Consider the following 23,855-nt stretch of genomic DNA (forward strand, 5'->3'; position numbering starts at 1 on the left):
GTGGGCAGTGGGTTCAGCTATCTCATCCCAGCCAACACCTTCACCGATTCGGAGACACCTGCCAGTCTAACCCTGTCGGTCAGTAGTCTGCCCGCTGGATTGAGCTTCACCGCTCCGGCTACCATCTCGGGAACGCCCTCCACTACCGTCGGATCGCCTTTCACCATCACCGTGAAAGTCACCGATCCGGGTTCATTAACGGCCACCACAACCCTGGTGCTCACCGTCAGCCCTGCTCCTATCGTGAATACCGCCCCTACGGTGGCTAATGCTATCCCGCCCCAGTCGGCCACGGTGGGCAGTGGGTTCAGCTATCTCATCCCAGCCAACACCTTCACCGATTCGGAGACACCTGCCAGTCTAACCCTGTCGGTCAGTAGTCTGCCCGCTGGATTGAGCTTCACCGCTCCGGCTACCATCTCAGGCACGCCCTCCACTACGGTCGGATCGCCTTTCACCATCACCGTGAAAGCCACTGATCCGGGTTCATTAACGGCCACCACAACCCTGGTGCTCACCGTCAGTCCCGCCCCGATTGTGAATACACCTTTCGCCATCACTGCGGTAACCACGGTGACTTGTGTGACGGTCACCACAGGGCAGCGGCAGGTGAGCTTTACCCCGCAATATAGCGGCCTCTCGGGACAGCCTATCTCCTTCTCGGTGGTCAATGAACTAGCGGCAACCACTAATCCGGGGCCCTACACGCTCACCCTCTACACCGACAATCCGGTTATCAACCTACGAGCAGTGCAAACCGGAACACCCGGTGAAGTGGGCTTTGGCTATAACTGGCTGGCTGCCTGCGATGCTACCCAACCACCTCCGACCAGTCCTTTCGCCATCACAGCAGTAACCACGGTGACTTGTGTGACGGTCACCACAGGGCAGCGGCAGGTGAGCTTTACCCCGCAATACAGCGGCCTCTCGGGACAGCCTATCTCCTTCTCGGTGGTCAATGAACTAGCGGCAACCACTAATCCGGGACCCTACACGCTCACCCTCTATACCGACAATCCGGTTATCAACCTACGAGCAGTGCAAACCGGAACACCCGGTGAAGTGGGCTTTGCCTATAACTGGCTGGCTGCCTGCGATGCTACCCAACCACCTCCAACCAGTCCTTTCGCCATCACGGCGGTAACCACGGTGACTTGTGTGACGGTCACCACAGGGCAGCGGCAGGTGAGCTTTACCCCGCAATACAGCGGCCTCTCGGGACAGCCTATCTCCTTCTCGGTGGTCAATGAGCTAGCGACAACCACCAATCCGGGGCCCTACACGCTCACGCTCTTCACCGACAATCCGGTTATCAATCTGCGAGCCGTGCAGACCGGAACACCCGGTGAAGTGGGCTTTGCCTATAACTGGCTGGCTGCCTGTAATACAGGTGCCCGTCGGGGAACGGCAGAAGCAGCCGAGCCATTGACGGTGACCGTATTAGGCAATCCAGTGTATGGCGAAACACTACGACTGGAAGTGCGTGGCGCACAAAATCAATCTCTGAGGCTATGCGTTACGGATGCGGGTGGACAGGTAATCACGGAACAGCTGACACAGGGACAATTACCCGTGGAGCAGCACAGCATGAAGCTTCGGGAGCAATCGAACGGGCTATTACTGTTGCGTGTCAGTACACCGACTCAATCGGCAATTATTAAACTTATTAAACAGTAAGCCTTTCAATCCGTCATGGGACCCATTTACCAGAAATGGATCCCATGACGGATAACTCATTTCCGTATGAAAAATCGTTTTTTTCGCTTACCATTCGCGTTCGACCTAACGCGTTTGGTCGCTGATCTGGAAGCATGTCGAACGGTTGAATGGCCTCAACATTTCAATAAAACTGATTATTCCGGGCAATGGAGTAGTATAGCCTTACGATCAGCATCGGGAGCCGAAACAGATATTCGGGCTCACCCCGGTGCCTATCTCGATACGCCGTTGATGCAAGACTGCCCTTATTTTCAGTACATTCTGGATCTTTTTGACTGCCCGAAAGTATCGGTTCGACTCTTAGCGCTGGCTCCCGGAAGCCGTATTCATGAACACCGGGATTCGCAAACCAGCTATGAATATGGATTTTTCCGGATTCACATTCCCATCGAAACGGGTAATGATGTTGCGTTTCGGGTCGATGGAACGGTATTGCCAATGGCTGCGGGTGAATGCTGGTATGCTAACTTCGACCTTCTCCACAGCGTTCTTAATGATGGTCGCTGCGATCGTGTGCATCTGGTGCTGGATTGTCGGCGAAACGCGTGGTCGGACGAATTGTTTGAAGAAGCCGGATATGACTTTTCGGAAGAACAGCGCAGTCATCAACCGTCACCTGCCATGAAGCAGCGGATCATTGCCGAACTGAACCGTCAGAATACGGAAACCGCCCGAAAGTTAATCGATCAACTGTCTACTGAACCGGACTAACCCTATCAGGTATGGTAACCAATCGAACCGACCAATCTTTCGAGCTGGTTTACCAGAGTAGGCCATGAGCGTAAAGCGTTAACCTTGCAAAAATGAAAATCTAGTTCTCACATTTTCAGCCTTTTAGCGAATGAATGATCCGCACCTGAGCCGGATTTACGATTTTCTGCATGAGATAGGACTTGATGTCGTCGAGACTACGATCACGGAATCGACTTTTTTGCCGGGTATTCTGATTGATCATGGAACCCTGAACGTTTCTCCCCTGCAACTGATCTCGCCCGGCGATGTGCTGCATGAAGCCGGTCACATCGCGGTAACCCTTCCAGCCGAGCGCTATCTGCTCCATAACAACATCACGCATGAACGCCCGGACAAACAGGGCGACGAACTGGCCGTATTACTCTGGACCTTTGCGGCCTGTCATAAACTAGGATTGCCCTACGACGTTGTGTTCCACCCCGAAGGTTACAACGGGCAAAGTCAGTGGCTAATCGATATGTTCAGCAACAGAAACTATGTTGGTTTGCCCTTGCTGGTTTGGATGGGAATGACAGCGGAAAGCTCATTTCCCACAATGATCTATTGGCTAAGGCAATAGGCATATGTGTTACAGATGATATGCCAAACGAACGGCACACCATCTATAACACACTCACCAACCGGCTCTAGCTACTTCTGGGCAACTTTTTCTTTCTTAGCGGGAAGCAGATTGCCAACGTTGTCGCGGATCGACCATAAAAAATCGACTTTAAGTTTACCCGTAAAATAAGGGTCTTTCATTGACAGGTAGGTATCGGCGATGTAATCGTCCTCCTGGCTCCCCTCGCCAGAAAAAAAGGCGGCTAAAGCGTGGCAACTCATGCAGTTTGTCTGAACCCCTACATTATTGACAACCAGTTTACCATTGGTCATAACCTTCGCTTCCCGGAAAAATGTAGACTCATCGAATCCTGCTTCCAGATACGGGTTATACGCATAGATCGATGTGCCTATATTGTTACCGCCTACTAGCGGCTGGTTCGGATTTATAAACGTGTAGGCAATGGCCATTGCGTAATGACGGGCAGGGCCTATGAGTTGTTTTGGTCGGCTGTCGGCAATGGCACTGGAACTGGGCAGTGGAGGCTTATCAGCATTGGGAGCCCACCAGAACGTTTGCCAGGTCCAGCGCTTTGTTTCTCTTGAGGTTACGTGCATCGCCAGTAAAATAGCAACATCGCCCTCCCTGGCCGATTTAAGATTAAAATCTTCACTTAACTGGCGGGCCGTTTCCTTGTCAAGATTGAAATGAACAAAATCGCTGACATTGTAAGTCGTCTGCGGAGTTGGGCCTTTTCCATCCCTGTCGATGCTTCCATCGCCTTTACCCCGATTCGATAAGTCAATATAGACATAACCCGGCCACTGATCGGGGCCATAGGGTATCGGTGTTTTAGGCGGACCACTCCAAACTTTAAGCTTGTAATAGCCATTTTTCAAACTATCCTGCGTAATGATCTGAAAAACAGGCTTGGTCGTAATGGAGGTGTTCGGAAAATCCGGAACGTCGGTCTGACCATTATTCAGCATGGTTTGCAGCGTTGTAGAATCATACAGCGTGTTTTTGATGGTAAACTCAGCCGCCGATGGATCGTATTTCACAAAAGCCAGAATGCGATCTGCTTCTGTCGTAGGGATCTGAGCGTTCGTCTGTAGCCGTCTGTGTTTTTTGGCATGTATAAGCTGATTAGGTACATGCAATCGGCCGCGTGTTCGTTTCATGTTCGCCAATTGGAGCGATTTATTCACTTCCCGGCCTTTAATCGCCTGGGTTATATCGTCGGGCGTGAGCCAGGTTTCGAAGACCCGTAAATTTTCACCGTTATAGGTCTCGCCAGAGTTCATGTTCAGGGCAGTCCAAATGCCCCAGCCATGTACGTAGATATTTTTCAACTCATTCCCATCAATCCACTTGTCGACGACGGTTTCTGCTTCCGGAAATTTGAAGCCGGGAATGCCAGGATCTGGCAAAGAAACGGGCTTGATCGGTACACCGGGCATTTCGGCAGATGCCATAGTCGCATTAGCTGTCCCCTCTTCTTTCGTTTCCTGCTTTGCGGATTGACCGCATTGCAACAGTAGCAAACCCACCGATACAACCAGACCTGTTAACACTATTTTTTTCATGACGTTTGTGTTTACAAGCCGCTTAGACTACCGATTGGAGTAAGGCAAAACTTCTGAGTTTTGCCGTCGTAGCCGATAACTGGGTAGCACTCAACAGGTTCAGGTAGTTAGCTCCTCCGTGTTGCCAGAGTGCCTCCAGCCCGAATAAAACATCGTCAATCGGGCTGAGAGTAGCCCCCGCTGTTGCGGGACCAAACAGGATCTGACCTGCCAGTTTTATTACACTTTGCTGGGCATCCGTACCAACCTGCGTGTAGTTTTTACCACTAATCTGACTCTGTGCCCAGTTAATGGTCGATTGAATATCGGGCGGGCAGTTAACAAACGGCGGGTAATACGTTTCAATAGTTGAAAGCGATGCCCATGCATTCGGTACGACATCAAGGTCATCGTATACCCGGTATGCCGTACTGATTCCTGCATTGTCTGTAAACAGACTATTATAGTAGGTAGCAAACGAGTTATTCCCGGCAGAAGGCGCAGCAAATGTGTATACTTTCAGATTGTCGGCACTACCCAACCCCGTCGATGAAGCCAGAGTTGGAGCCAATACGGAAGCCAGACAACCACCCAGGCTATGCCCCGTAACGTAAATATCGGACTGAGAAGCGGCCTGTTTCAGAAACGTTAGCACATCTGTTTGCTGATTGGATGGATCGACGCCCGTTACGGAGGTTAGCTGGGTCAATCCCCAATAGGTACCCCAGGCAATCTGAACGTCAATATTGTTGGCAGGGGCAAAAGGCACCAACGCAAGAACGGCCGTAAGGTCTTCAATCCAGTCCAGAACAAACGTCCAGGCCGTTCCACGAATCACAACGGCATACTGACTGGTCGTTGCATTATTTGCCACATACAGCATATTGCTCCGGTCATCATTCAAACCAGGCCCCCAGGCAACCTGCCAGTCGGAATAAGCCGAATTCTGTAAAGCAGCGTTGATATCAGTTCGCATCCGGGCAGCCTGAATAGCGGGCGTTGTATCGGTTGGTAACGGATTCTCGTCGATGTAGGCCAGCGTAGAAAGGGTCATAGTCAATTGGGCTTCGGCCAGATTGTACCCTGTTGCAAAAGAGGACGTCGTTGACATAAGGAAGTTGTGGTTAGATGAATAGATGGTTAATTTGTAAGAGCATGTGCACGAGCAGTGCGAATACGGCTCGATCGCCCCATAGACGCCTGATAATCAAGCAAAACGACAAATTCTGGGCATCGAAATAACCCATAGGCAGGAACCAGCTTATCAGAAAATTGGGATCGGGTATCGCTGTACCCAAAAAGGCGGTCGAGTTATCTGTAGGGGAATATTCTGAACAACCGATGTTCATACCTGGTCAAGCTACCAGACGACCAGAAGTGAAATTATGTGCTTAAAGGGGAGCCAAGAGCCCTGGCTGTCAAAATAGACACCAGTAGTAAACGCAGATTGATACGAACCAGTGGGCAGGCAAGTCAATGACTTGTCGCGAAGAATCACCAGATGGCAATTCGTTAATTCATCAATGGGGCCGGATGATCGGGCTTGTAAGCAGGTGAAGGCATGGCGAACAGGGCGTGTTAGTGAATGAACTAATGTGGGGTAGGCACTTCGTTTCCTGACTATTTTCACCGCTTACTAATCTCACTTGCCGATTTAATTCCTGTAGAAACGAAGTGTAGTAAAAGTAGAATAAGCTAAAGTACTAAGCAACTATTTAATGGTATTTTATCCAGAAATGGCATCTTTTTAGTGAACAAATTAATTAAACGGTTAATATTTAATTTTCAATATAAATATCTCATAAACAATTTCAAGTCAATAAAATGAATCTTTAATCTTGTGCAAAACTGTCTATTTTGGCCTGCATTTAACTAAAAGTTGGGCAACATATGAAGTTGCCATAACAAGGCTTAACCTTAATTACACCTACAAGAAAAAAACAGATAAAATTTTCAGAAATTCGTATCTATCAACTGAATAGTGAGAGGTTTACCGGCTTCACCACTCGTTAGAAAGCGAATTAAATTGTTTGAGAGGTATCGTTCTTATGCCACAACAACTCTATTTTTATAGTAGCCAGATTATAGTTCAATTTTTCAAAAAAATAATTAAAAAAAGACTAAGTGTTTTTGTGTTCTTTACAGTCTCTAAGTAATAAATACCGCTCTCGGAAATAGACAACTCCGTGTTTTTTACCAAGCGACGGTACAGAAATGAACGATCGGCTTCATTCACCAATAGAGATGGGACAAATCTGGCAACTAACTCAGCATCAATCAGCAGAACAACCATCCGGTTTGGCTCTAGAAGAAACTGGCCATAACCCTGACCAGCAGGCACGATGGGACAACGAATTGTTTCTTCGGAAAACCTTTGAACAGAATGCGGATGCGGGCATTAGCCTCCTGTTCCGCCAGTATTATGCCCTGTTGTGCAGCCATGCCATTCGGTATGTCTCCTCCAAAGCCATCGCCGAAGATATCGTTTCGGATATCTTCTACGAGTTTCACGCCGATCTTCGGTATCAATCCATTACCACTTCCTACCGCGCCTACTTATTTACTGCCGTGCGAAACCGGGCCTTCGATCACGTTCGGGCTGAGATGCGCCACACCACCTCGCTCGATAAAGCCGACTCGATTGCCGCCCACATCACCCAAAGTCCCGACTCGATTACCCAGTATGAAGAGTTGTACCACGATGTGGAGAATGCCATCAATGCCATGCCTCTCAAACGGCGTCAGATTTATGTGATGCACCGCTTTGAAGGGAAGAAATACCAGGAGATTGCCGATGAGCTGCATCTGTCGCTTCGCACCATCGAAGCCCATATTTATCAGGCTATGCGCCAGATTCAGAGCACCTTAAAAGACAAATGGTTACTCACTTTATATCTAATCGTCCAGTTTTTGAGCTGAATACCTATTTTTTAGCGACATGACTAAGTATTTTTTCTTATAAAATCGTCATGATGCTACTAACGATCTCAACATGAAAAATCAGGTATCGAAAGAAACGCTCTTCAACTACTTTGCCGGCCGGGCAACGGCTTTGCAAAAACAGGCTATTGACGAGTGGGCTAGAGAGGAAAGTAATCGGGAATTCTTTTTCGAGTGCCTGGCTAGTTGGGAAAGCCAGAATCCGCAATTTATGGCAGACGCCAATGCCGCCTTCAAACGGCATCGGCAACGGATGGCGACTCAACCTGTAGCTCAGACAGATACGACTCAACTACTAGCAAAAGATACAGCCACAACGCGTCGGTTAAATCCTACCTGGCTTCGCTGGATGATAGCCGCATCTGTTAGCGCGGTACTCCTCCTGCTGGGCGGGCTTCTCTTTAAAGATACACTCCTGTTTGCCACCCACAGAACCGCCTTCGGGGAAACCCGTAGCCTGACCCTCGACGATGGCAGCCACGTCACGCTCAATGCCAACTCCTCCTTACGCGTACCCCGATTTGGCTTCGGCCGTAAAACCCGTCATGTGGCTTTAGTGGGCGAGGCCGATTTCGACATCAAACACCTGGTTGACGATCAACCCTTTGTGGTCCAGACCAATAAAAATTTCGAGGTACTGGTGCTGGGTACTCAGTTTCTGGTCAATACCCGCGAGCAGGGTACCAAGGTGGTGCTCAACAAAGGCAAAGTCCAGCTGAAGTATCAGGAAGGAACGACCAGCAAACAATTGACCATGAAGCCCGGCAATCTGGTCACCTTCGATCAGAAAGGCCATATCAGCCTCCGACAAACCCCTAAACCTCAGGACTATACCTCCTGGAAGGAGCATCGGTTTGTCTTTGATGGAACTACGTTAGCCGAGATTAGCGGTTTGTTTGCCAGCAATTATGGCATCCAGGTTCAGATCCCGGATAAAGCGTTGACGCAGTGGACGATTTCGGGGGCTTTCACGGCCTACAGTGCCGCCGAGTTGATGGAGACCCTGGCGAGTGCGTCCAATCTGAGTTATCGACAGCAAGGTGATACGATTATCATAACCCAAGCTCATTAACCCAAAACCTACTACAAACTATGAAGAAAATTGTACGCGTGCTACTCCTGGTTGGAGTGGTGCTGGGAGGAGTACGCCCTGGATTTTCGCAACTAATAGCCAGCGTCCAGCCAATACACGTAAAAGAAGGCTCACTCAAAACATCCGCCAAAAAGCTGAAAGATGTTCTGAAAAAGTTACAGGATCACTATTCTGTCGACATTCTGTTCCTGGACCGGAACGTAGAAGGGCTGACCGTGGATGGAGATGTTATTAACTTCAATGCGAACATTGAGCAGAATCTTAATGCGATCCTGAAACCATTGGGGCTGCTTTACAAAAAAGTAAAGAATGGCGGCTATGTCGTTGTCGTTAAAGAATCAGCGGAAAGAATACAGGCCAGCACCGGGCTGATGCCTGTTATCTCAACTGTTCTGCCTCATAGAGGTGATAATGAGCCAGATAATCAACAATTGTTACAGAATCGTGGCTCCGACTTGTCGCTCGACAAAGAGAAAGTGCTGGATATTGCCATTCAGGGCACAGTAACCGATGAAAAAGGGGAGAATTTACCTGGGGTAAGTATTGTTGTAAAAGGTACTCAAAAAGGAACGACTACCGATGCAGACGGTCGCTATAAAATGGATGTGCCGAATGAATCAGCCATTCTGATCTTTAGTTTTGTTGGCTACCTGCCTCAGGAAGTTAATGTGGGAAATCGCACCACGGTCGATGTTGCTCTAAAAACCGATAATAAAACCCTCGATGAGATTGTCGTTGTGGGATACGGAACTGTCAAGAAAAAAGACCTGACTGGTTCAGTTGGTGTCATCAGCAGTAAAGAAGTAAAAGACTTGGGTGTTACCCGTATTGAACAAGGGTTGGCCGGTCGCGTTGCCGGGGTTCAGGTTAAAGCCGTTTCGGGTGAACCCGGTGCAGCCCCACAAATCAGAGTGCGCGGTATCGGCAGTATTTCGGCTGGGGCCGGGCCTCTGTATGTTGTCGATGGATTTCCGACCGATAACATTCAAACCCTGAATCCAAATGATATTGAAACACTGGATATTTTGAAAGATGCTTCCGCCACGGCCATTTATGGATCGCGGGGATCAAATGGGGTCGTTATCATTAATACCAAGCGGGGAAAATCGGGCAAAGCAACCGTTACGCTCGATACCTACTACGGCTGGCAAAAGGTATCCAAAGTACCCATCATGAAGAATTCGATAGAACAGGCAAATTTCTTCTATGATGGCATGCGCAATAAAAATCTGGATGCAGGTAAGGATGTAACCGGACCAGCAACTTCATGGTTTACGCCAGTACCGGCCATTATTATGGATGTTCTGGAAGGTCGGAATAAGACCGATGAAAATTCGCTGGACAAAGTATTGATTACCGCGCCCCAACGCCAGATTCAATTATCAGCTACGGGAGGTTCCGAGAATATACGCTATGCCGTCAGTGGCGAATATTTCAATCAGGATGGCATTATTATTAATAGCGGTTTCAAACGGTATTCCTTACGAACCAACATTGACGCTCAGTTGTCAAAACGGTTTTCGTTGAAATTAAACTTCAATCCATCGTATACAGATCAGCGTTCACTCCCATCTACTGGTGTCAGTGGTGGTACGGCCAGTACGCTGGGAATAGTAGCTTCTACATTACAGGTTCACAACTTTCGTCCATTGTTAGACGCCAATGGCAACTATTTTAATTATGCTGGTCTGGCCGACATGGCCGACATTTATAACCCGTTAGCCGTAGCTCAGGAAACCATCACCTCCCAAAAAGGATTGCGCCTGCTGGGGAATATCGGACTCGAATACCAAATCCTTAATGACCTGAAATTCAACGTCCTGATTGGCGGCAGCCTGTTAAGTGGCAAGGGAATGTACTTCAGACCGCAACGTCCTTATTTTGCCAATGAACTGGCGTTGGGTACGGATAATGCGTCTCTGATTACGAACTGGCTGACTGAGTATACATTGAATTACAGCAAAAGCATCAATAAGCATTCCATATCTGCATTGGCTGGCTATACTGTTCAGAAAGAACGGGGGGAATCCAATCTGATCAGCAGCAATAAATTCCCGAATAATTTAGTGCCTACATTAAGTGCGGTTGGCGGTCTGATAACGAACGGAACATCCACTATTTATGAGTGGTCGTTGCTGTCGTATCTGGCACGGGTAAACTACAATTACAACAGCAAATATTACGTAACAACATCCATTCGGACGGATGGATCATCTCGTTTTGGGACTGAAAATAAATACGGTCTATTCCCATCTGTAGCGTTAGCCTGGCGTATTTCGGACGAAAATTTCCTGAAAAATATACGCGGTATCAGCGAACTGAAACTACGAACGAGTTACGGCGAAACAGGTAATAATAACATTGGCAATTATGATCAATACGGAACCATTACGTACGAAAATTATGGGTTAGGTAACGCAGTAGCAACCGCCATTGCACCCGGTCGAATTGGCAACCCCAACTTAACCTGGGAAAAACAGACCTCCATTAATTTTGGCGTCGATGCAAGTTTCTTTAACAACCGAATCAGCGCATCAATAGACCATTTCCAATCGAGGAATACGGATTTATTACTGAACGTAAATATTCCCAATAATACCGGTTTTAGTACGGCATTACAGAATATCGGTGAAGTGAAAAATACGGGCTGGGAGTTTGTCTTAAGTACCGTCAATGTTGACAAACAAATTAAGTGGTCAACTGACTTTAACCTGTCTACGTATCGGAATAAGGTAGTGAAGTTAGGACCACAGGGTGATCCGATTTACTCGGGCAATAACGTTACCCAGATCGGACAACCGATCGGTATGTTTTATGGATGGCTGACCAATGGCATTTTTAAGACCCAGGCCGAACTGGATAAGGGTCCAATTTACAATCCTACCGGAAGTGACCGCTCGCATGTTGGCGATATACGGTTCGTCGATATCAATGGTGATGGCATCATTACCAATGCGGATAAAACAATAATGGGGTCCCCCTATCCGGATTTCTATTACGGCATGACGAACCGGGTTAGCTATAAAAATATCAGCCTCAGTGTCACGCTACAGGGGTCGCAGGGAAGCCAGGTCTATAACACCTCAAGGGGGGGTGGAAACAGCGGCCGGGCCCGCGTAAGAGGGTACGCATTTAGCAATAACTACTGGAAATCGGAACAGGACCCCGGCGACGGCGTAACACCCCGCCCTAATGATACCCCTACGGGTGGTGTTCGCCTGCCAAGCCAGTTATTTCTCGATACAGGTTCTTACCTCCGCATCAACAACATATCACTGGCTTACGTATTACCGGGCAACATTGTGCAAAAGATTGGGCTTGGTTCACTCCGTGTTTATGTGAACGCATCGAACCCATTTATTTTCACCAAAAACACGGCGTTTAATCCGGATGTCAGCACGACGGATAACCCTTTGACACCAGGTGTAGAAGCCAATGATTATCCATTGCCCAAAAGCATCATCATCGGTTTAAATGTGGGATTTTAATGTAAGGCAACAAATAAAAAAACTCAAAAAAGATGAAAAAAATAGCCTTCATACTAACCTTGGCATCCTTTCTCACCATGTCGTGCCAAAAGGATTTTATTGAATTAAATCCCATATCCACCGTTAGTGTTGACGCCGTCTATAAAACGGATAAAGATTTTCAGGATGCGGTAGTCGGTATTTATAGCATGCTGCGAAACCAATATCAGGATTTCTGGATATTTGGTGATTTGCGTGCCGATGATTCGTGGCATGCGCTTGGAAATGATGCGTTTCTGGTATCCGTGGATAAGTTTAACATGAATAGTGATGCGGCCTTAATGATATCTACCTGGCGGAATTATTACAGCGCCATCAGTCGGGCCAATCTCATTTTAGATAAAATAGCTGCGGCTGATCCGGCCGTTGTGACCAACAAAGACCGACACATTGCCGAAGCTAAATTTTTACGCGCGTTTGCTTATTTTGATCTGGTGCGCATATTCGGCGATGTCCCTCTGAATACAAAGCCAACAACTATTGAGGAGGGTTACACGAAAATACGCGAGAAGGCCGATAAGATCTATGATGAGGTAATCATCAAGGATTTACTCGATGCCGAGGCAAAGCTACCAGCAAAATATACCGGTGTCGACGTTGGACGAGCTACCAAAGGGGCCGCCAAAGCCATACTGGGCCGGGTGTACATGACCCGTAAGGATTTTGTAAAAGCCGAAGCTAAACTCCAGGAAGTAACAACGCTGGGTTATTCGCTCCTCCCCAATTACAAAGACCTGTTCGACTATACAAAAGATGAGCACCATGCCGAATACATCTTCGACATTGAATATCAGGATGGTAATCTGGGTGCAGGCAGTGGTTTTTCCAATAAGTTTTTACCGAAATCGGCCAATTCATTAGCGGAAACATTTTATGGCATAAAAGGCGGAGCGGGCGAACAGAATACGCCTACCCTTGCGTTGTTCGATTCATTCGATCCGGCCGACCCCCGACGGGACATTACCGTAGCCAAAGGGTACACGGACAACAATGGCGTTTTCCAGGGCTTTTTACAGATTGCGACATTCACCAAAAAGTATTTGGCCATTACAAACTCACTGAACGATAGCAAAGTAAACTGGAAAGTCATTCGCTATGCCGATGTTCTGTTGATGTATGCCGAAGCCTTAAATGAAAATGGCAAAACAGATGCTGCTCTTACGTATCTGAATCAGGTACGCACCCGCGCCAACATGCCCAAATTTACGGCCCTGTCCAAGGATCAACTGCGGACCAAAATCTATGACGAACGCATCTGGGAGCTCTCTATGGAAGGTGTCAGGTGGTTTGATCTGGCCAGAACAGATCGTTTGGTTAGTGTGATGCAACCCCTGGGTCTGAAACCGTATATGGCGCTGTTTCCTATTCCGCTGGTTGAAATACAGATCATCAATAACCCCACCGTATTACCACAGAATCCGGGGTATAATTAATAAATTTCTTATTATTCTTTGCTGGATAATCAGGCTGCGAATGGTCTGATTATCCAGCAAACAGATGGCCCAGTTTGTTGCTGTATTTCCGCTCTCAATTATGAAAATAAAAATCGGTATCCTATTGATCCTGTCGGCCCTTCTTTCGCTTGCAGGAATGCAAATTGGCTATTCTCAGCAAAAAAAGAATTCCAGTCCGGCTGGCTCAGCAACGGGCCTAAACTACATCGACCCAACCATTGGCAATGTAGCTCCTTTATATAACACCAACCGGCCAGTTGTTCATCTGCCCAATCAAATGATCAGGATGTTTCCCAAGCGTCAGGATCATCTGGATATGCAGATTACCGACTTTCCGATGTCATCTCTAAATATTATTACACCCCAGGTCATTTTCGGGATCAAACCCTTCGCCGGGGCTTTAGCCGACACGGGCTGGTATCGGCGCCTGACCTACGACCATGACTTTGAAACAGTTCAGCCCTGGTATTATTCGGTACGATTGACTGACGACAATATCCTGACGGAATTCGCGCCCGGAGAACGATCGGGGATCTATCGGTTTACTTTCCCGGCTGGCGTCAAAAAAAATATTCTGCTGTCGCACTATTACAAAAATGGGCAATATGAACTACAGGAGGGCAATGCACTGGTTGGCCAGGAGTTTGTCAATGATGCGAATCACCAGCAGAAAGGTATTGCGTACTTGTATGGAAAAATTTCGGGCAAGCCTGAAAGCGGCAAAAAACAGGGCGAAAAAGATTGGGGGCGTTATACCGTCTTAGGCATTCCGGAAAAACACAAAAAAGTAGAAGGCGAACGCGCGTGGTTCAGCTATGGCGAACAGGATAACCCGGTGGTAGAGTTTCGCTACGCCATTTCGTTTGTCAGTCCGGAGCAGGCCAAAAAGAATTTCGAGAAAGAACTCACCTCCATTAGTTTCGATCAGCTAAAGGCCAAAGGCAAAGCAGCCTGGGAAAAAACCATCGGCCAGATCAAGGTAGAAGGCGGCACCGAAGCCCAGAAACGTAGCTTTTACACGGCTCTCTACCGGTGCTACGCCCGCCTGGTCGACATCTCGGAAGATGGGAAATATTACAGCGGCTACGACAAAAAGGTGCATGACGACCAGCGGCCGTTTTACACCGATGATTATACCTGGGGCAACTATCTGGCTTTGCACCCCCTGCGAACCATTCTCGACCCCAAACGGGAAGCCGATATTTTACAGTCCTACGTAAACATGTACCAGCAAAGTGGCTGGATACCTGAGTACCCAAAATTTTATGGCGATCGTGCGGGCATGTTCGGCTTCAAATCATCGGTCATGTTTCTGGATGCCTACCGGAAAGGAATCCGAAATTTCGATTCGAATACGGCCCTGGAAGGCATGCTGAAAAGCGCTGAAAAACGAACGATGCTTCCGCATCGGAATGACCCCAAAGGAGCGCTGGACGATTTTTATTATGCGAAAGGCTACTATCCGGCGCTACGTCCCGGCGAAGCCGAAACCGATTCGGTGGCGAAACTACGCGGTAATGGTCAGCGACGATCGGCCGTTGCCGTTACCCTCGGAAACAGCTACGACAGTTGGGCGTTGAGTGAACTGGCCAAGGAACTGGGCAATCAGGACGTTTATAAACGCTATGCGCCAAGAGCGCAAAACTATAAGAATCTCTGGCATGCCAAATCCGGCTTTTTTATCCCAAAAGATGCGAAAGGGGATTGGATTGAGATCGACCCAAAATTCGATGGCGGGCATGCTGGTAACGACTATTACAATGAGAATAATGGCTGGAGTTACCGATGGAACGTTCAGCAGGATATCAAAGGATTTACGGAACTGATGGGCGGTGCTGATAAACTGGAGCAAAACCTCGATCAGCTTTTCCGCGAAGGGCTGGACCGGCCCAAGTACGTATTCTGGGATAAATTTCCTGATCAGACGGGCATGATCGGTCAGTTTGCGATGGGCAATCAGGTCACCTTCTTTATCCCCTACCTGTTTAATTACACGAATGCGCCCTGGAAAACCCAGAAATACACCCGGCTCCTGCTCGACACCTGGTTCCAGGATAACATCTTCGGGGTGCCGGGTGATGAAGATGGTGGTTCGATGTCTTCCTTCGTGGTCTTCTCGGCTATGGGATTCTACCCCACCACACCCGGCATTCCCCGTTACAGCATCACCAGCCCCCTGTTTAGTAAGGTGACGATCGATTTACCCAATGGCAAAAAATTTACCCTGATTGCCCATAATTCGTCCCGAATCAACAAATACATTCAGTCGGCGAGTATGAACGGCAAACCCCTGACCTCGTTGTCCTTTTCGCATCAGGAGCTGATGAATGGCGGTACGCTGGTGCTGGAAATGGGCGAGAAAACCGATAAAAAGTGGGATATAACCTACTAGTTCTTTTAGACAAGTCGGTAGTACCCTTAATAGATTGAATTCATTTTGTCAGGCTCAATCAATTGCAACATAAATATGTCCAGGCTCTTTACTAGTTTACATAAAACGGTTTTAACTACGGTAGTTGCCGCTATCAGTTTGTGTCAATACAGCGTTGGACAAACGGGCAAGGCAAGCAGCTCTGGTCTACAGTATATTGACCCCACGATTGGCAATGTCGCCCCGTTGCTGAATACAAATCGGCCAATCGTTCATTTGCCCAATCAAATGATCAGGGTGTTTCCCAAGCGTCAGGATCATCTGGATATGCAGATTACCGATTTCCCGATGCTGGCTCAGAATATCATTACTCCTCAAATGATTTTTTCCATCAAGCCTTCTAAAGGTGCGGTGACTGATACGGCCTGGTATCGACGATTGACCTACGATCATGATCTGGAAGTAACCCAGCCCTGGTATTATTCCGTAAAACTAACTGACGATGATATTCTAACTGAATATACGGCTGGTGAAAAGACAGGCATTTATCGGTTTACTTTTCCGGCTGGTGTCAGCAAAAATCTGTTGCTGTCGCATTATTATAAAAATGGACAATATGAATTTCAGGACGGCAATAAACTGGTCGGAACGGAGTTCGTTGTCGATGCGATTCATGATCAGCAGGGCGTCGCCTATATATATGGCGCTTTCACGGGAAAGCCGCAAACGGGCAAAAAAACCGGCGAGAAAGACTGGGGTAAATATACCGTTAGTGGCACCCCTGAGAAGCCAAAGAAAATGGATGGCGAACGTGCCTGGGTGAGTTATGGCGAACAGGATAGCCCGGTGGTAGAGTTTCGCTACGCCATTTCATTCATCAGTCGGGAACAGGCCAAAAAGAATTTCGAGAAAGAGCTCACCGCCGTTAGTTTCGATCAGCTAAAGGCCAAAGGCAAAGCGGCCTGGGAAAAAACCATCGGCCAGATCAAGGTAGAAGGCGGCACCGAAGCCCAGAAACGTAGTTTTTATACCGCCCTCTACCGGTGCTACGTTCGGATGATCGATGTCAATGAAAACGGAACCTACTTCAGTGGCTATGACAAAAAGGTGCATGAGGATAAGCGGCCATTTTATACCGATGATTATACCTGGGGCAACTATCTGGCTTTGCACCCCCTGCGAACCATTCTCGACCCCAAACGGGAAGCGGACATGCTCCAATCTTACGTGACGATGTACCAGCAAAGCGGCTGGATGCCCGAGTATCCACGCCCCTTTGGTGATCGGCCGGGTATGTTTGGTTTCAAATCAACGGTCATGTTTCTGGATGCCTACCGGAAAGGAATCCGAAATTTCGACCTAAAAACGGCTTTCGACGGAATGCTCAAAAACGCAGAACAGGCAACGATGCTTCCGTTCAGAAACGGCCCCAAAGGAGGTCTCGAAGATTTTTACGTCAAGAATGGCTACTATCCTGCGCTGCATCCCGGCGAAACCGAAACCGATGCATTTGCTTCACTTAAATCGGGTCAGAAGCGGTCTGCCGTTGCCATAACCCTGGGCGATGCCTACGACAGTTGGGCGTTGAGTGAACTGGCCAGGGAACTGGGCAATCAGGATGTTTATAAACGCTATGCGCCTAGAACAAAAAATTACAGGAATCTCTGGAATGAAAAGTATAATCTGTTTATCCCAAAAGATGCGAAAGGGGATTGGATTGAGATCGACCCAAAATTCGATGGCGGGCACAACGGATTCGATTATTATAATGAAAACAATGCCTGGAGTTATATGTGGAATGCACAGCAGGACTTTGCAGGATTACGGGATTTGATGGGCGGAGCCGATAAGATGGAACGAAATCTCGATCAGCTTTTCCGCGAAGGAATGGACCGTAGCAAACCTGTTTTTTGGGAAAAATGGCCCAACCAGACGGGTATGATCGGTCAGTTTGCGATGGGCAATCAGGTCACCTTCTTTATCCCCTACATTTTCAATTTTACCAACGCATCCTGGAAAACCCAGAAGTACACCCGGCTCCTGCTCGACACCTGGTTCCAGGATAACATCTTCGGGGTGCCAGGCGATGAAGATGGCGGTTCGATGTCTTCCTTCGTGGTCTTCTCGGCTATGGGATTCTACCCCACCACACCCGGCATTCCCCGTTACAGCATCACCAGCCCCCTGTTTAGTAAGGTGACGATCGATTTACCCAATGGCAAAAAATTTACGCTGATTGCTCATAATTGCTCCCGCACCAACAAATACATTCAGTCGGCGAGTATGAACGGCAAACCCCTGACCTCGTTGTCCTTTTCGCACCAGGAGCTGATGAATGGCGGCACGCTGGTGCTGGAAATGGGCGAGAAAACCGATAAAAAGTGGGTAGCCCAAAACTAACTATTGATCAGGCGACTGCCATTTTATCGATTCAGTTGACAAGCACGACTTCCTCTTTTCAATCAAATACGTATACACACTATCGTTATTCCGACAAGCATGGTTTCACTATTTTCCATTGAACAAACAAACGCTCGACAACTATGAAATGGACACAGGTTATTGATCCACTTAATAACATCGCCTTGTCCGTTTTGGTAGCGGCAATGCCCATTATTTTCATTTTCTGGGCATTGATTATCAAAAAAATGAAAGGCTATCAGGCCAGTTTAATCGCCATAGCCATTGCAACCGTCATTGCTATTTTAGTGTATGGCATGCCCGTAAAACTGGCCGTTTTATCCATTGCACATGGGGGTTTATATGGCCTGTTCCCGATCTGCTGGCTGGTGATCATGTCGGTTTTTCTCTTCAATTTGACCGTCAAAAGTGGGCAATTCGAAATCATCAAACACTTCATGGCGTCGATCACCTCCGACCGGCGGTTGCAGGCGTTACTGATCGCGTTTTCGTTCGGCTCATTTCTGGAAGGAACGGCTGGCTTTGGCGCACCCGTCGCCATCACCGCAGCGATGCTGGTTGGGCTGGGTTTCAATCCGCTCTATGCATCGGGCATTTGCCTCATTGCCAATACGGCTCCTGTTGCCTTTGGTTCGATCGGCATTCCCATCACGGTGGCCTCACAAGTGTCGGGCATTCCTGAGATGCCTATTTCGCAAATGGTCGGGCGTACACTTCCCATCCTGTCCATCATACTCCCTTTCTATCTGGTAACCATTATTGCCGGTTTTAAAAAGGCAAAGGAGGTTTTACCAGCGGTGCTGGTGTCGGGAGTTTCATTCGCCTTACTCCAGTATCTCTCCTCTAACTTCCTGGGGCCTTCCCTACCCGATGTCATTGCGGGCCTGGGATCGATTGTATGTCTGATGGTTTTTCTCCGATTCTGGAAACCGAAAACCATCTGGCGCTTTGCCAATGAACCCGCCCCTACGCTCAATACCGATATTACGTATACGGGCGGGCAAATATTAAGAGCCTGGTCGCCCTTTATCGTACTGACCATAATGGTTATTGCCTGGGGCATGCAGCCTATTAAGGACGCGCTAAATTCACTGGGGTTATTTCAGTTCGAAGTGCCTGGCCTTCATAACGTTATCCAGGACAAGGACGGCGCACTGCTACCCAAAGTATTCAAATTCAATTACTTATCTGCTGCCGGAACAGCCATCTTAATTGCCGACCTGATTGCGATACCCATGATCGGGCTGACATACAGTGAAGGGGCCAAAGTTTTTGCGGCCACATTAAATCAGTTAAAATTCCCCGTTCTGACGATAGCTGCGGTGCTAGGCTTTGCCTACATCGTCAATGATTCGGGCATAACCCTAACCCTGGCCGAAGTGCTGGCTAACACGGGTTATTTATTTCCATTTTTCGCACCTGTACTCGGCTGGCTGGGTGTTTTCATTACGGGTTCGGATACGTCGGCCAATGCGTTGTTCAGTAAACTACAGTATGCTACAGCAACATCCATTGGCGTAGATCCGGTGGTGACGGTGGCGGCCAATGTGTCGGGCGGAGTTGTGGGCAAAATGATTTCCCCTCAATCGATTGCGGTGGCAGCGGCAGCCGGTGATTTGGTCGGGCAGGAATCACAACTCTTCCGCTTTACGGTGAAGCATAGTTTTATCATGCTGGTTGTCATCTGTTTTATTACCCTGGCACAGGCTTACGCAGTAAAATGGATAATTCCAGTTTATGAAATGATCAACAGCAAAAAACTGGTTGCAGCCCCCGACGCATCCCGAGGTTACATCTATCTGATTGTATTGGCCGTCCTGTTAGTCACGCTGGCATCTACTATTCTGATTATTGCCAGACGAAAAAACCAGACACCAACTTTAGCGAATTAATTAAAATTGGTGCCTGAAAAAACCTGAACCGACCACTACAAATCGTGCCAGAAAAGCCAAAATTGAAATCAATTTTTCCCATTTATAAAATAAACGCCATGAAATTATTCATTACGAAAAAGGAGTGTTTTTTGGCATTCATTTCGTGTCTCTGCCTGGTAAATCTGAATGCCCAATCGATACAACGGTCTAATGTGCCAGCTCCAAATTTTGAGGTTACTGGTAGTATTTATCCCTGGGAAGTGCATGATGAAGGAATCGACCTCATACTCGATAACATGACCAGTATTGCCGGTATAAATTCGGTTTATTTAATTGCCGTAATGCACCAGGAACATCGCCCTTTCAACAACGATAAACTACCGGGTACGTTTAATTTTATCCATAACCCCGTTCGAACAGAATGGGATGCCGAAGATTCCCGGGCTTATTTTAAACCTCACCTGGAATCATACGGGCGTATAAAACCGCTGATGTCGAATCAGCCCTGGCTCAACAATACGGACTGGCTCAAAATAGTACTTGATAAAGCGCATGGACGCGGCCTTAGAGCCGGGGTAGAGGTCTCGCATACGTATATTCCGGTGGAGGTTCTAACCAATCATCCGGAATACAAACAACACGATATAAATGATAAAACGGTTGATCGGCCCTGCACCAATAACCCTGAAGTACGGGAATATTTGCTGGCACTTTATGGCGATCTAGCCAAAAATTATGATGTCGACTACATTCAAACGTGCATGCTGTTATTCAGTCGGTCCGACGATCCCATTCACGGTGGAACCTGCTTTTGCGAATCCTGTAAACACAAGGCAAAATCAATGGGATTTGATATGGAAGCGGCAATCCCTGTTTTAAAAGACAATCCGTACGCTCAGCCTCAACTGGATAACTGGCGCAATTTCAGAAAAGCGTGTACGACCGAAATTTACAAACTCGTTACGGATAAAATCCATCAGGAAAATCCTAAAATTGATTTTCGCCTGAACGATCTGAATGATCGCACGTCGGGATTAGCGCTCGAAGAGTTAAAAAATAATATCAATTCCGTTCACCTATCCACCCATACCGAGCAAAATGGCTATCAGAAATCGGATCGAAAATCCAGAATAGCCACGACAAAATATTTTATGGGTAACGATGTTCCTATTATTCCAGGCGTTCCTACCCGTTTATTGACAACAGTGCCTATTGTTAAGTCAAGTATCAAAATTTCTGTTGATGGTGGGGCCAAGGGAATAGGTGTTAAGCATTACGACGGTTCACCTTATTCTATGCTGCGCGCGGTCCGAAACGGCATCAGTGAAGCAGGCGTTCCTGGATTTACGCCAATTACGGGAATGGAGGTCGAGGAGATGACCCTTTCAGGCTATAATCCTGACAAGTTTCTCATCGAACAATGCGTACAGACAACGGGTACAGGAACAGCAACCTCGGCATTTGCGAATCCATCGGGTCTGTATACGATTGTCGTGTCTTACGCTGACGAAAAAGAGGGCCAGGGGAATTTAGCTTTATATGTTGGCGGCAAACAAAAAGCTACCTGGAAATTAACTGAAGATGTAGGCTGCTGGAGACGAAAAACCATTCCCAATGTTAAAATCAACAGTGGCGACGAAATAAAATTAATAGGAATGGCCAACGGCAGCGAGTCGGCCCGTGTTGATTTTATTGAATTCATCCCGCAGGCAGCACCAGAGAAAGGCAAAAAAAAGTAATTAGATAGCGAAAAAAAAACAGCATAAATTCCACATCATAATTACTTTATTCAGGCCAATAAATTAAAAATATGAAAATTTTTCCGTGGTAATGTTTTTAATTAGATAGGTTGGATTACAGAAAGCATAGTAGAATATCTACTATGCTTTTTTCTCCAGTCCAGTTTAGCCTGGTCCAGCACATTACCATATATGATCTATTTGAACACATAGCTCAACAAATAGATTTATTCATTTTTCAATCATAGCTACAAAGTTTTCCTGGAACGCCAGCAACCATTTTTACCGAAAAATTTATGATTAAAATGAGGTTATTCTCTTTACTTTTTATTTGCCTATCGTTTGCTGCCTGCACAAAACATACTAAAAATAAATCGCTAGTCTTCAGTAAATATCCAAATCTAAAAATTGGGTTTTCAACACAAAATTTCCAAAAGGCCATGCCTGTTAATGTGGAAAGTTTGAGTGAGATTATTGATTATGCATCAAAAGAAGGTTATGATTTTATAGAACTACGCGATGATCAGGCAAGTCTTTCTCAGGACGAATGCAAGGTATTGGCTGAACTGGCTAGAAAGAACAAATTAGATGTGATATATGAAATCCAGAAAAATATTCTTGATACGGGTTATTATGACGTATTTGAACGAGGTCTAGCCAATACCTTGCTATTCACAGGTCCCGGTATTCTACGGGCACTGGTTTCAAAATCTGAGTTTGAGCTTGATAGCACCAAAAAAGGATGGAATAAGGCAGAGATGATTCAATTAAGTAGCCTGGCTGATAGCTGTGCTCGGGTTGCAAAAAATAACAAGATTCAATTTATCGTTGAAAATCTCAATGAACCTTTTTTTAGTAATAGTGATGCCTATTTAGGGCTGGATAGCTTTTTCAGGAATACCACTGGTACTGGTTTACAATTCGATATAGGAAATCCTTTTCGGAATTCATCAAGAGAAAATGCTGATCCACAAAAAGTAGCTGATTTTCTAGCAACGATGGGAAATCGCTGGGTGACCACTCATTTAAAAACGTTAAAGGAAGGTGAATCTCAGCCAAGGCTTACCAGCAATCCACTCGAGGTCGATAAAGTCATTGAGCTGATGGCGAAGCAGAATGTACGGTATGTGACCATTGAATTGCTCCCTGTTACTGACAAGAAACAATGCTTCGACAACCACGCCAAAAGCATTCAATTTCTAAAAGAGAAAGGCATTTTAAAAACTGACTGATAGTGTCTCAGTTTGACATTTTTTATTGAAGATTTACAAGAATTAGGTTCGCAGCTTACTGAGTTCGTATTGATGATACGTCTCTATTTTGGCCAAATAAATAATATATCTCGTTTTGAGCAACTGATAGCGTTTGATAAGATGGTTCTTCCTGTAGGTATCGATGATACGCTTTTTGGCTCTCTTTAACAAAAGATCTAGTTGTAATATATAGGTACGTGCGGCTTCAATATTGGCTTGATGAAGCGCCAGTAAGCGTTCAATCATCTTGATTCGCTCATTCCGATACCGGCGTTTCGGTAAAACGGGTTCCTCAATAGGGTTTACCTTGGGCTCATTGCCGACCTTAATAAACAGCTCAATTAATTTGCCTTGTGTTTCCTCATTAACCTGATCAATATAGTTTTTAGTCACGCTAAACACATACTGTTCCAAAAGTTTTCTAAATGACAGGTTATCCATAGAAAGGCCAGAATTAATGTACAGGAACCTAAATTACAGCATTTTACACTATTTTCTTACATGTCAGTCAGTTAGTTCAACATCTCGCGAATTTCCATTTGTCGTTTCGCTAAAGCCGCTTCCATGGCAGGCATTACGCGCAACGTTTTATGCACCTTGCTGAC

General features: G+C 46.9%; 15 protein-coding genes. 12 read left to right on the top strand and 3 right to left on the bottom strand.

Annotated elements, in window-relative coordinates; genetic code table 11:
* From GJR95_RS33835 to GJR95_RS33845, 3 genes are all read left to right on the top strand, one after another.
* On the top strand, positions 1 to 1,677 hold a 1,677-nt coding region (locus GJR95_RS33835), incomplete at its 5' end, for a putative Ig domain-containing protein (RefSeq protein WP_232540951.1).
* Positions 1,678 to 1,743: 66 nt separating this feature from the next.
* Positions 1,744 to 2,430: an aspartyl/asparaginyl beta-hydroxylase domain-containing protein gene (locus GJR95_RS33840; protein ID WP_162390060.1), complete on the top strand. Its 687-nt coding sequence runs from the start codon at positions 1,744 to 1,746 to the stop codon at positions 2,428 to 2,430.
* Positions 2,431 to 2,560: 130 nt separating this feature from the next.
* The gene (locus GJR95_RS33845) at positions 2,561 to 3,031 is read left to right on the top strand and encodes a hypothetical protein (protein WP_162390061.1); all 471 of its coding nucleotides are present in this window, start codon (positions 2,561 to 2,563) and stop codon (positions 3,029 to 3,031) included.
* Positions 3,032 to 3,102: 71 nt separating this feature from the next.
* Here GJR95_RS33845 and GJR95_RS33850 read toward each other — a convergent pair whose 3' ends face one another.
* Positions 3,103 to 4,599 (bottom strand): hypothetical protein, encoded by a 1,497-nt coding sequence (locus tag GJR95_RS33850; RefSeq protein ID WP_162390062.1) that lies wholly within the window; start codon positions 4,597 to 4,599, stop codon positions 3,103 to 3,105.
* Between the two features lie 22 nt (positions 4,600 to 4,621).
* On the bottom strand, positions 4,622 to 5,689 hold the full coding sequence (locus tag GJR95_RS33855) for a lipase family protein (RefSeq protein WP_162390063.1): 1,068 nt from the start codon (positions 5,687 to 5,689) through the stop codon (positions 4,622 to 4,624).
* A gap of 1,103 nt (positions 5,690 to 6,792) precedes the next feature.
* Between GJR95_RS33855 and GJR95_RS33860 the strand changes: the two genes are divergently transcribed.
* The 9 genes from GJR95_RS33860 (at position 6,793) to GJR95_RS33900 (ending at position 23,229) form a co-directional block, all read left to right on the top strand.
* Positions 6,793 to 7,497: an RNA polymerase sigma-70 factor gene (locus tag GJR95_RS33860; protein WP_162390064.1), complete on the top strand. Its 705-nt coding sequence runs from the start codon at positions 6,793 to 6,795 to the stop codon at positions 7,495 to 7,497.
* Positions 7,498 to 7,570: 73 nt separating this feature from the next.
* Entirely contained in the window at positions 7,571 to 8,590 is a 1,020-nt protein-coding gene (locus tag GJR95_RS33865) for a FecR family protein (protein WP_162390065.1), read from the top strand.
* 20 nt (positions 8,591 to 8,610) lie between these two features.
* Positions 8,611 to 12,099 (top strand): SusC/RagA family TonB-linked outer membrane protein, encoded by a 3,489-nt coding sequence (locus GJR95_RS33870; RefSeq protein ID WP_162390066.1) that lies wholly within the window; start codon positions 8,611 to 8,613, stop codon positions 12,097 to 12,099.
* A 32-nt stretch (positions 12,100 to 12,131) separates the two neighbouring features.
* Positions 12,132 to 13,571 (top strand): RagB/SusD family nutrient uptake outer membrane protein, encoded by a 1,440-nt coding sequence (locus GJR95_RS33875; protein ID WP_162390067.1) that lies wholly within the window; start codon positions 12,132 to 12,134, stop codon positions 13,569 to 13,571.
* A gap of 100 nt (positions 13,572 to 13,671) precedes the next feature.
* A complete protein-coding gene (locus GJR95_RS33880; RefSeq protein WP_162390068.1) occupies positions 13,672 to 15,984 on the top strand; it encodes a GH92 family glycosyl hydrolase in 2,313 nt (770 codons plus the stop codon).
* A gap of 75 nt (positions 15,985 to 16,059) precedes the next feature.
* A complete protein-coding gene (locus GJR95_RS33885) occupies positions 16,060 to 18,363 on the top strand; it encodes a GH92 family glycosyl hydrolase (RefSeq protein WP_162390069.1) in 2,304 nt (767 codons plus the stop codon).
* Between the two features lie 143 nt (positions 18,364 to 18,506).
* A complete protein-coding gene (locus GJR95_RS33890; RefSeq protein WP_162390070.1) occupies positions 18,507 to 20,276 on the top strand; it encodes an L-lactate permease in 1,770 nt (589 codons plus the stop codon).
* A 98-nt stretch (positions 20,277 to 20,374) separates the two neighbouring features.
* On the top strand, positions 20,375 to 21,997 hold the full coding sequence (locus tag GJR95_RS33895) for a hypothetical protein (RefSeq protein WP_162390071.1): 1,623 nt from the start codon (positions 20,375 to 20,377) through the stop codon (positions 21,995 to 21,997).
* A 305-nt stretch (positions 21,998 to 22,302) separates the two neighbouring features.
* Positions 22,303 to 23,229 carry a sugar phosphate isomerase/epimerase family protein gene (locus GJR95_RS33900; RefSeq protein WP_162390072.1) on the top strand — a complete coding sequence of 309 codons (927 nt, stop codon included), beginning with the start codon at positions 22,303 to 22,305 and terminating at the stop codon, positions 23,227 to 23,229.
* Between the two features lie 42 nt (positions 23,230 to 23,271).
* Here the strand turns inward: GJR95_RS33900 and GJR95_RS33905 are convergent, their stop codons facing one another.
* A complete protein-coding gene (locus GJR95_RS33905; RefSeq protein ID WP_162390073.1) occupies positions 23,272 to 23,691 on the bottom strand; it encodes a hypothetical protein in 420 nt (139 codons plus the stop codon).
* Positions 23,692 to 23,855 lie beyond the last annotated feature (164 nt).

The organism is Spirosoma endbachense (assembly GCF_010233585.1).
Lineage (GTDB): Bacteria > Bacteroidota > Bacteroidia > Cytophagales > Spirosomataceae > Spirosoma > Spirosoma endbachense.

Bases quoted from the DNA above. Each gene is read 5' to 3' on its own strand.
- GJR95_RS33860 (WP_162390064.1), top strand. From the start codon at position 6,793: ATGAACGATCGGCTTCATTCACCAATAGAGATGGGACAAATCTGGCAA.
- GJR95_RS33890 (WP_162390070.1), top strand. From the start codon at position 18,507: ATGAAATGGACACAGGTTATTGATCCACTTAATAACATCGCCTTGTCC.
- GJR95_RS33895 (WP_162390071.1), top strand. From the start codon at position 20,375: ATGAAATTATTCATTACGAAAAAGGAGTGTTTTTTGGCATTCATTTCG.
- GJR95_RS33865 (WP_162390065.1), top strand. From the start codon at position 7,571: ATGAAAAATCAGGTATCGAAAGAAACGCTCTTCAACTACTTTGCCGGC.
- GJR95_RS33850 (WP_162390062.1), bottom strand. From the start codon at position 4,599: ATGAAAAAAATAGTGTTAACAGGTCTGGTTGTATCGGTGGGTTTGCTA.
- GJR95_RS33905 (WP_162390073.1), bottom strand. From the start codon at position 23,691: ATGGATAACCTGTCATTTAGAAAACTTTTGGAACAGTATGTGTTTAGC.
- GJR95_RS33880 (WP_162390068.1), top strand. From the start codon at position 13,672: ATGAAAATAAAAATCGGTATCCTATTGATCCTGTCGGCCCTTCTTTCG.
- GJR95_RS33885 (WP_162390069.1), top strand. From the start codon at position 16,060: ATGTCCAGGCTCTTTACTAGTTTACATAAAACGGTTTTAACTACGGTA.
- GJR95_RS33840 (WP_162390060.1), top strand. From the start codon at position 1,744: ATGAAAAATCGTTTTTTTCGCTTACCATTCGCGTTCGACCTAACGCGT.
- GJR95_RS33855 (WP_162390063.1), bottom strand. From the start codon at position 5,689: ATGTCAACGACGTCCTCTTTTGCAACAGGGTACAATCTGGCCGAAGCC.
- GJR95_RS33845 (WP_162390061.1), top strand. From the start codon at position 2,561: ATGAATGATCCGCACCTGAGCCGGATTTACGATTTTCTGCATGAGATA.
- GJR95_RS33900 (WP_162390072.1), top strand. From the start codon at position 22,303: ATGAGGTTATTCTCTTTACTTTTTATTTGCCTATCGTTTGCTGCCTGC.
- GJR95_RS33870 (WP_162390066.1), top strand. From the start codon at position 8,611: ATGAAGAAAATTGTACGCGTGCTACTCCTGGTTGGAGTGGTGCTGGGA.
- GJR95_RS33875 (WP_162390067.1), top strand. From the start codon at position 12,132: ATGAAAAAAATAGCCTTCATACTAACCTTGGCATCCTTTCTCACCATG.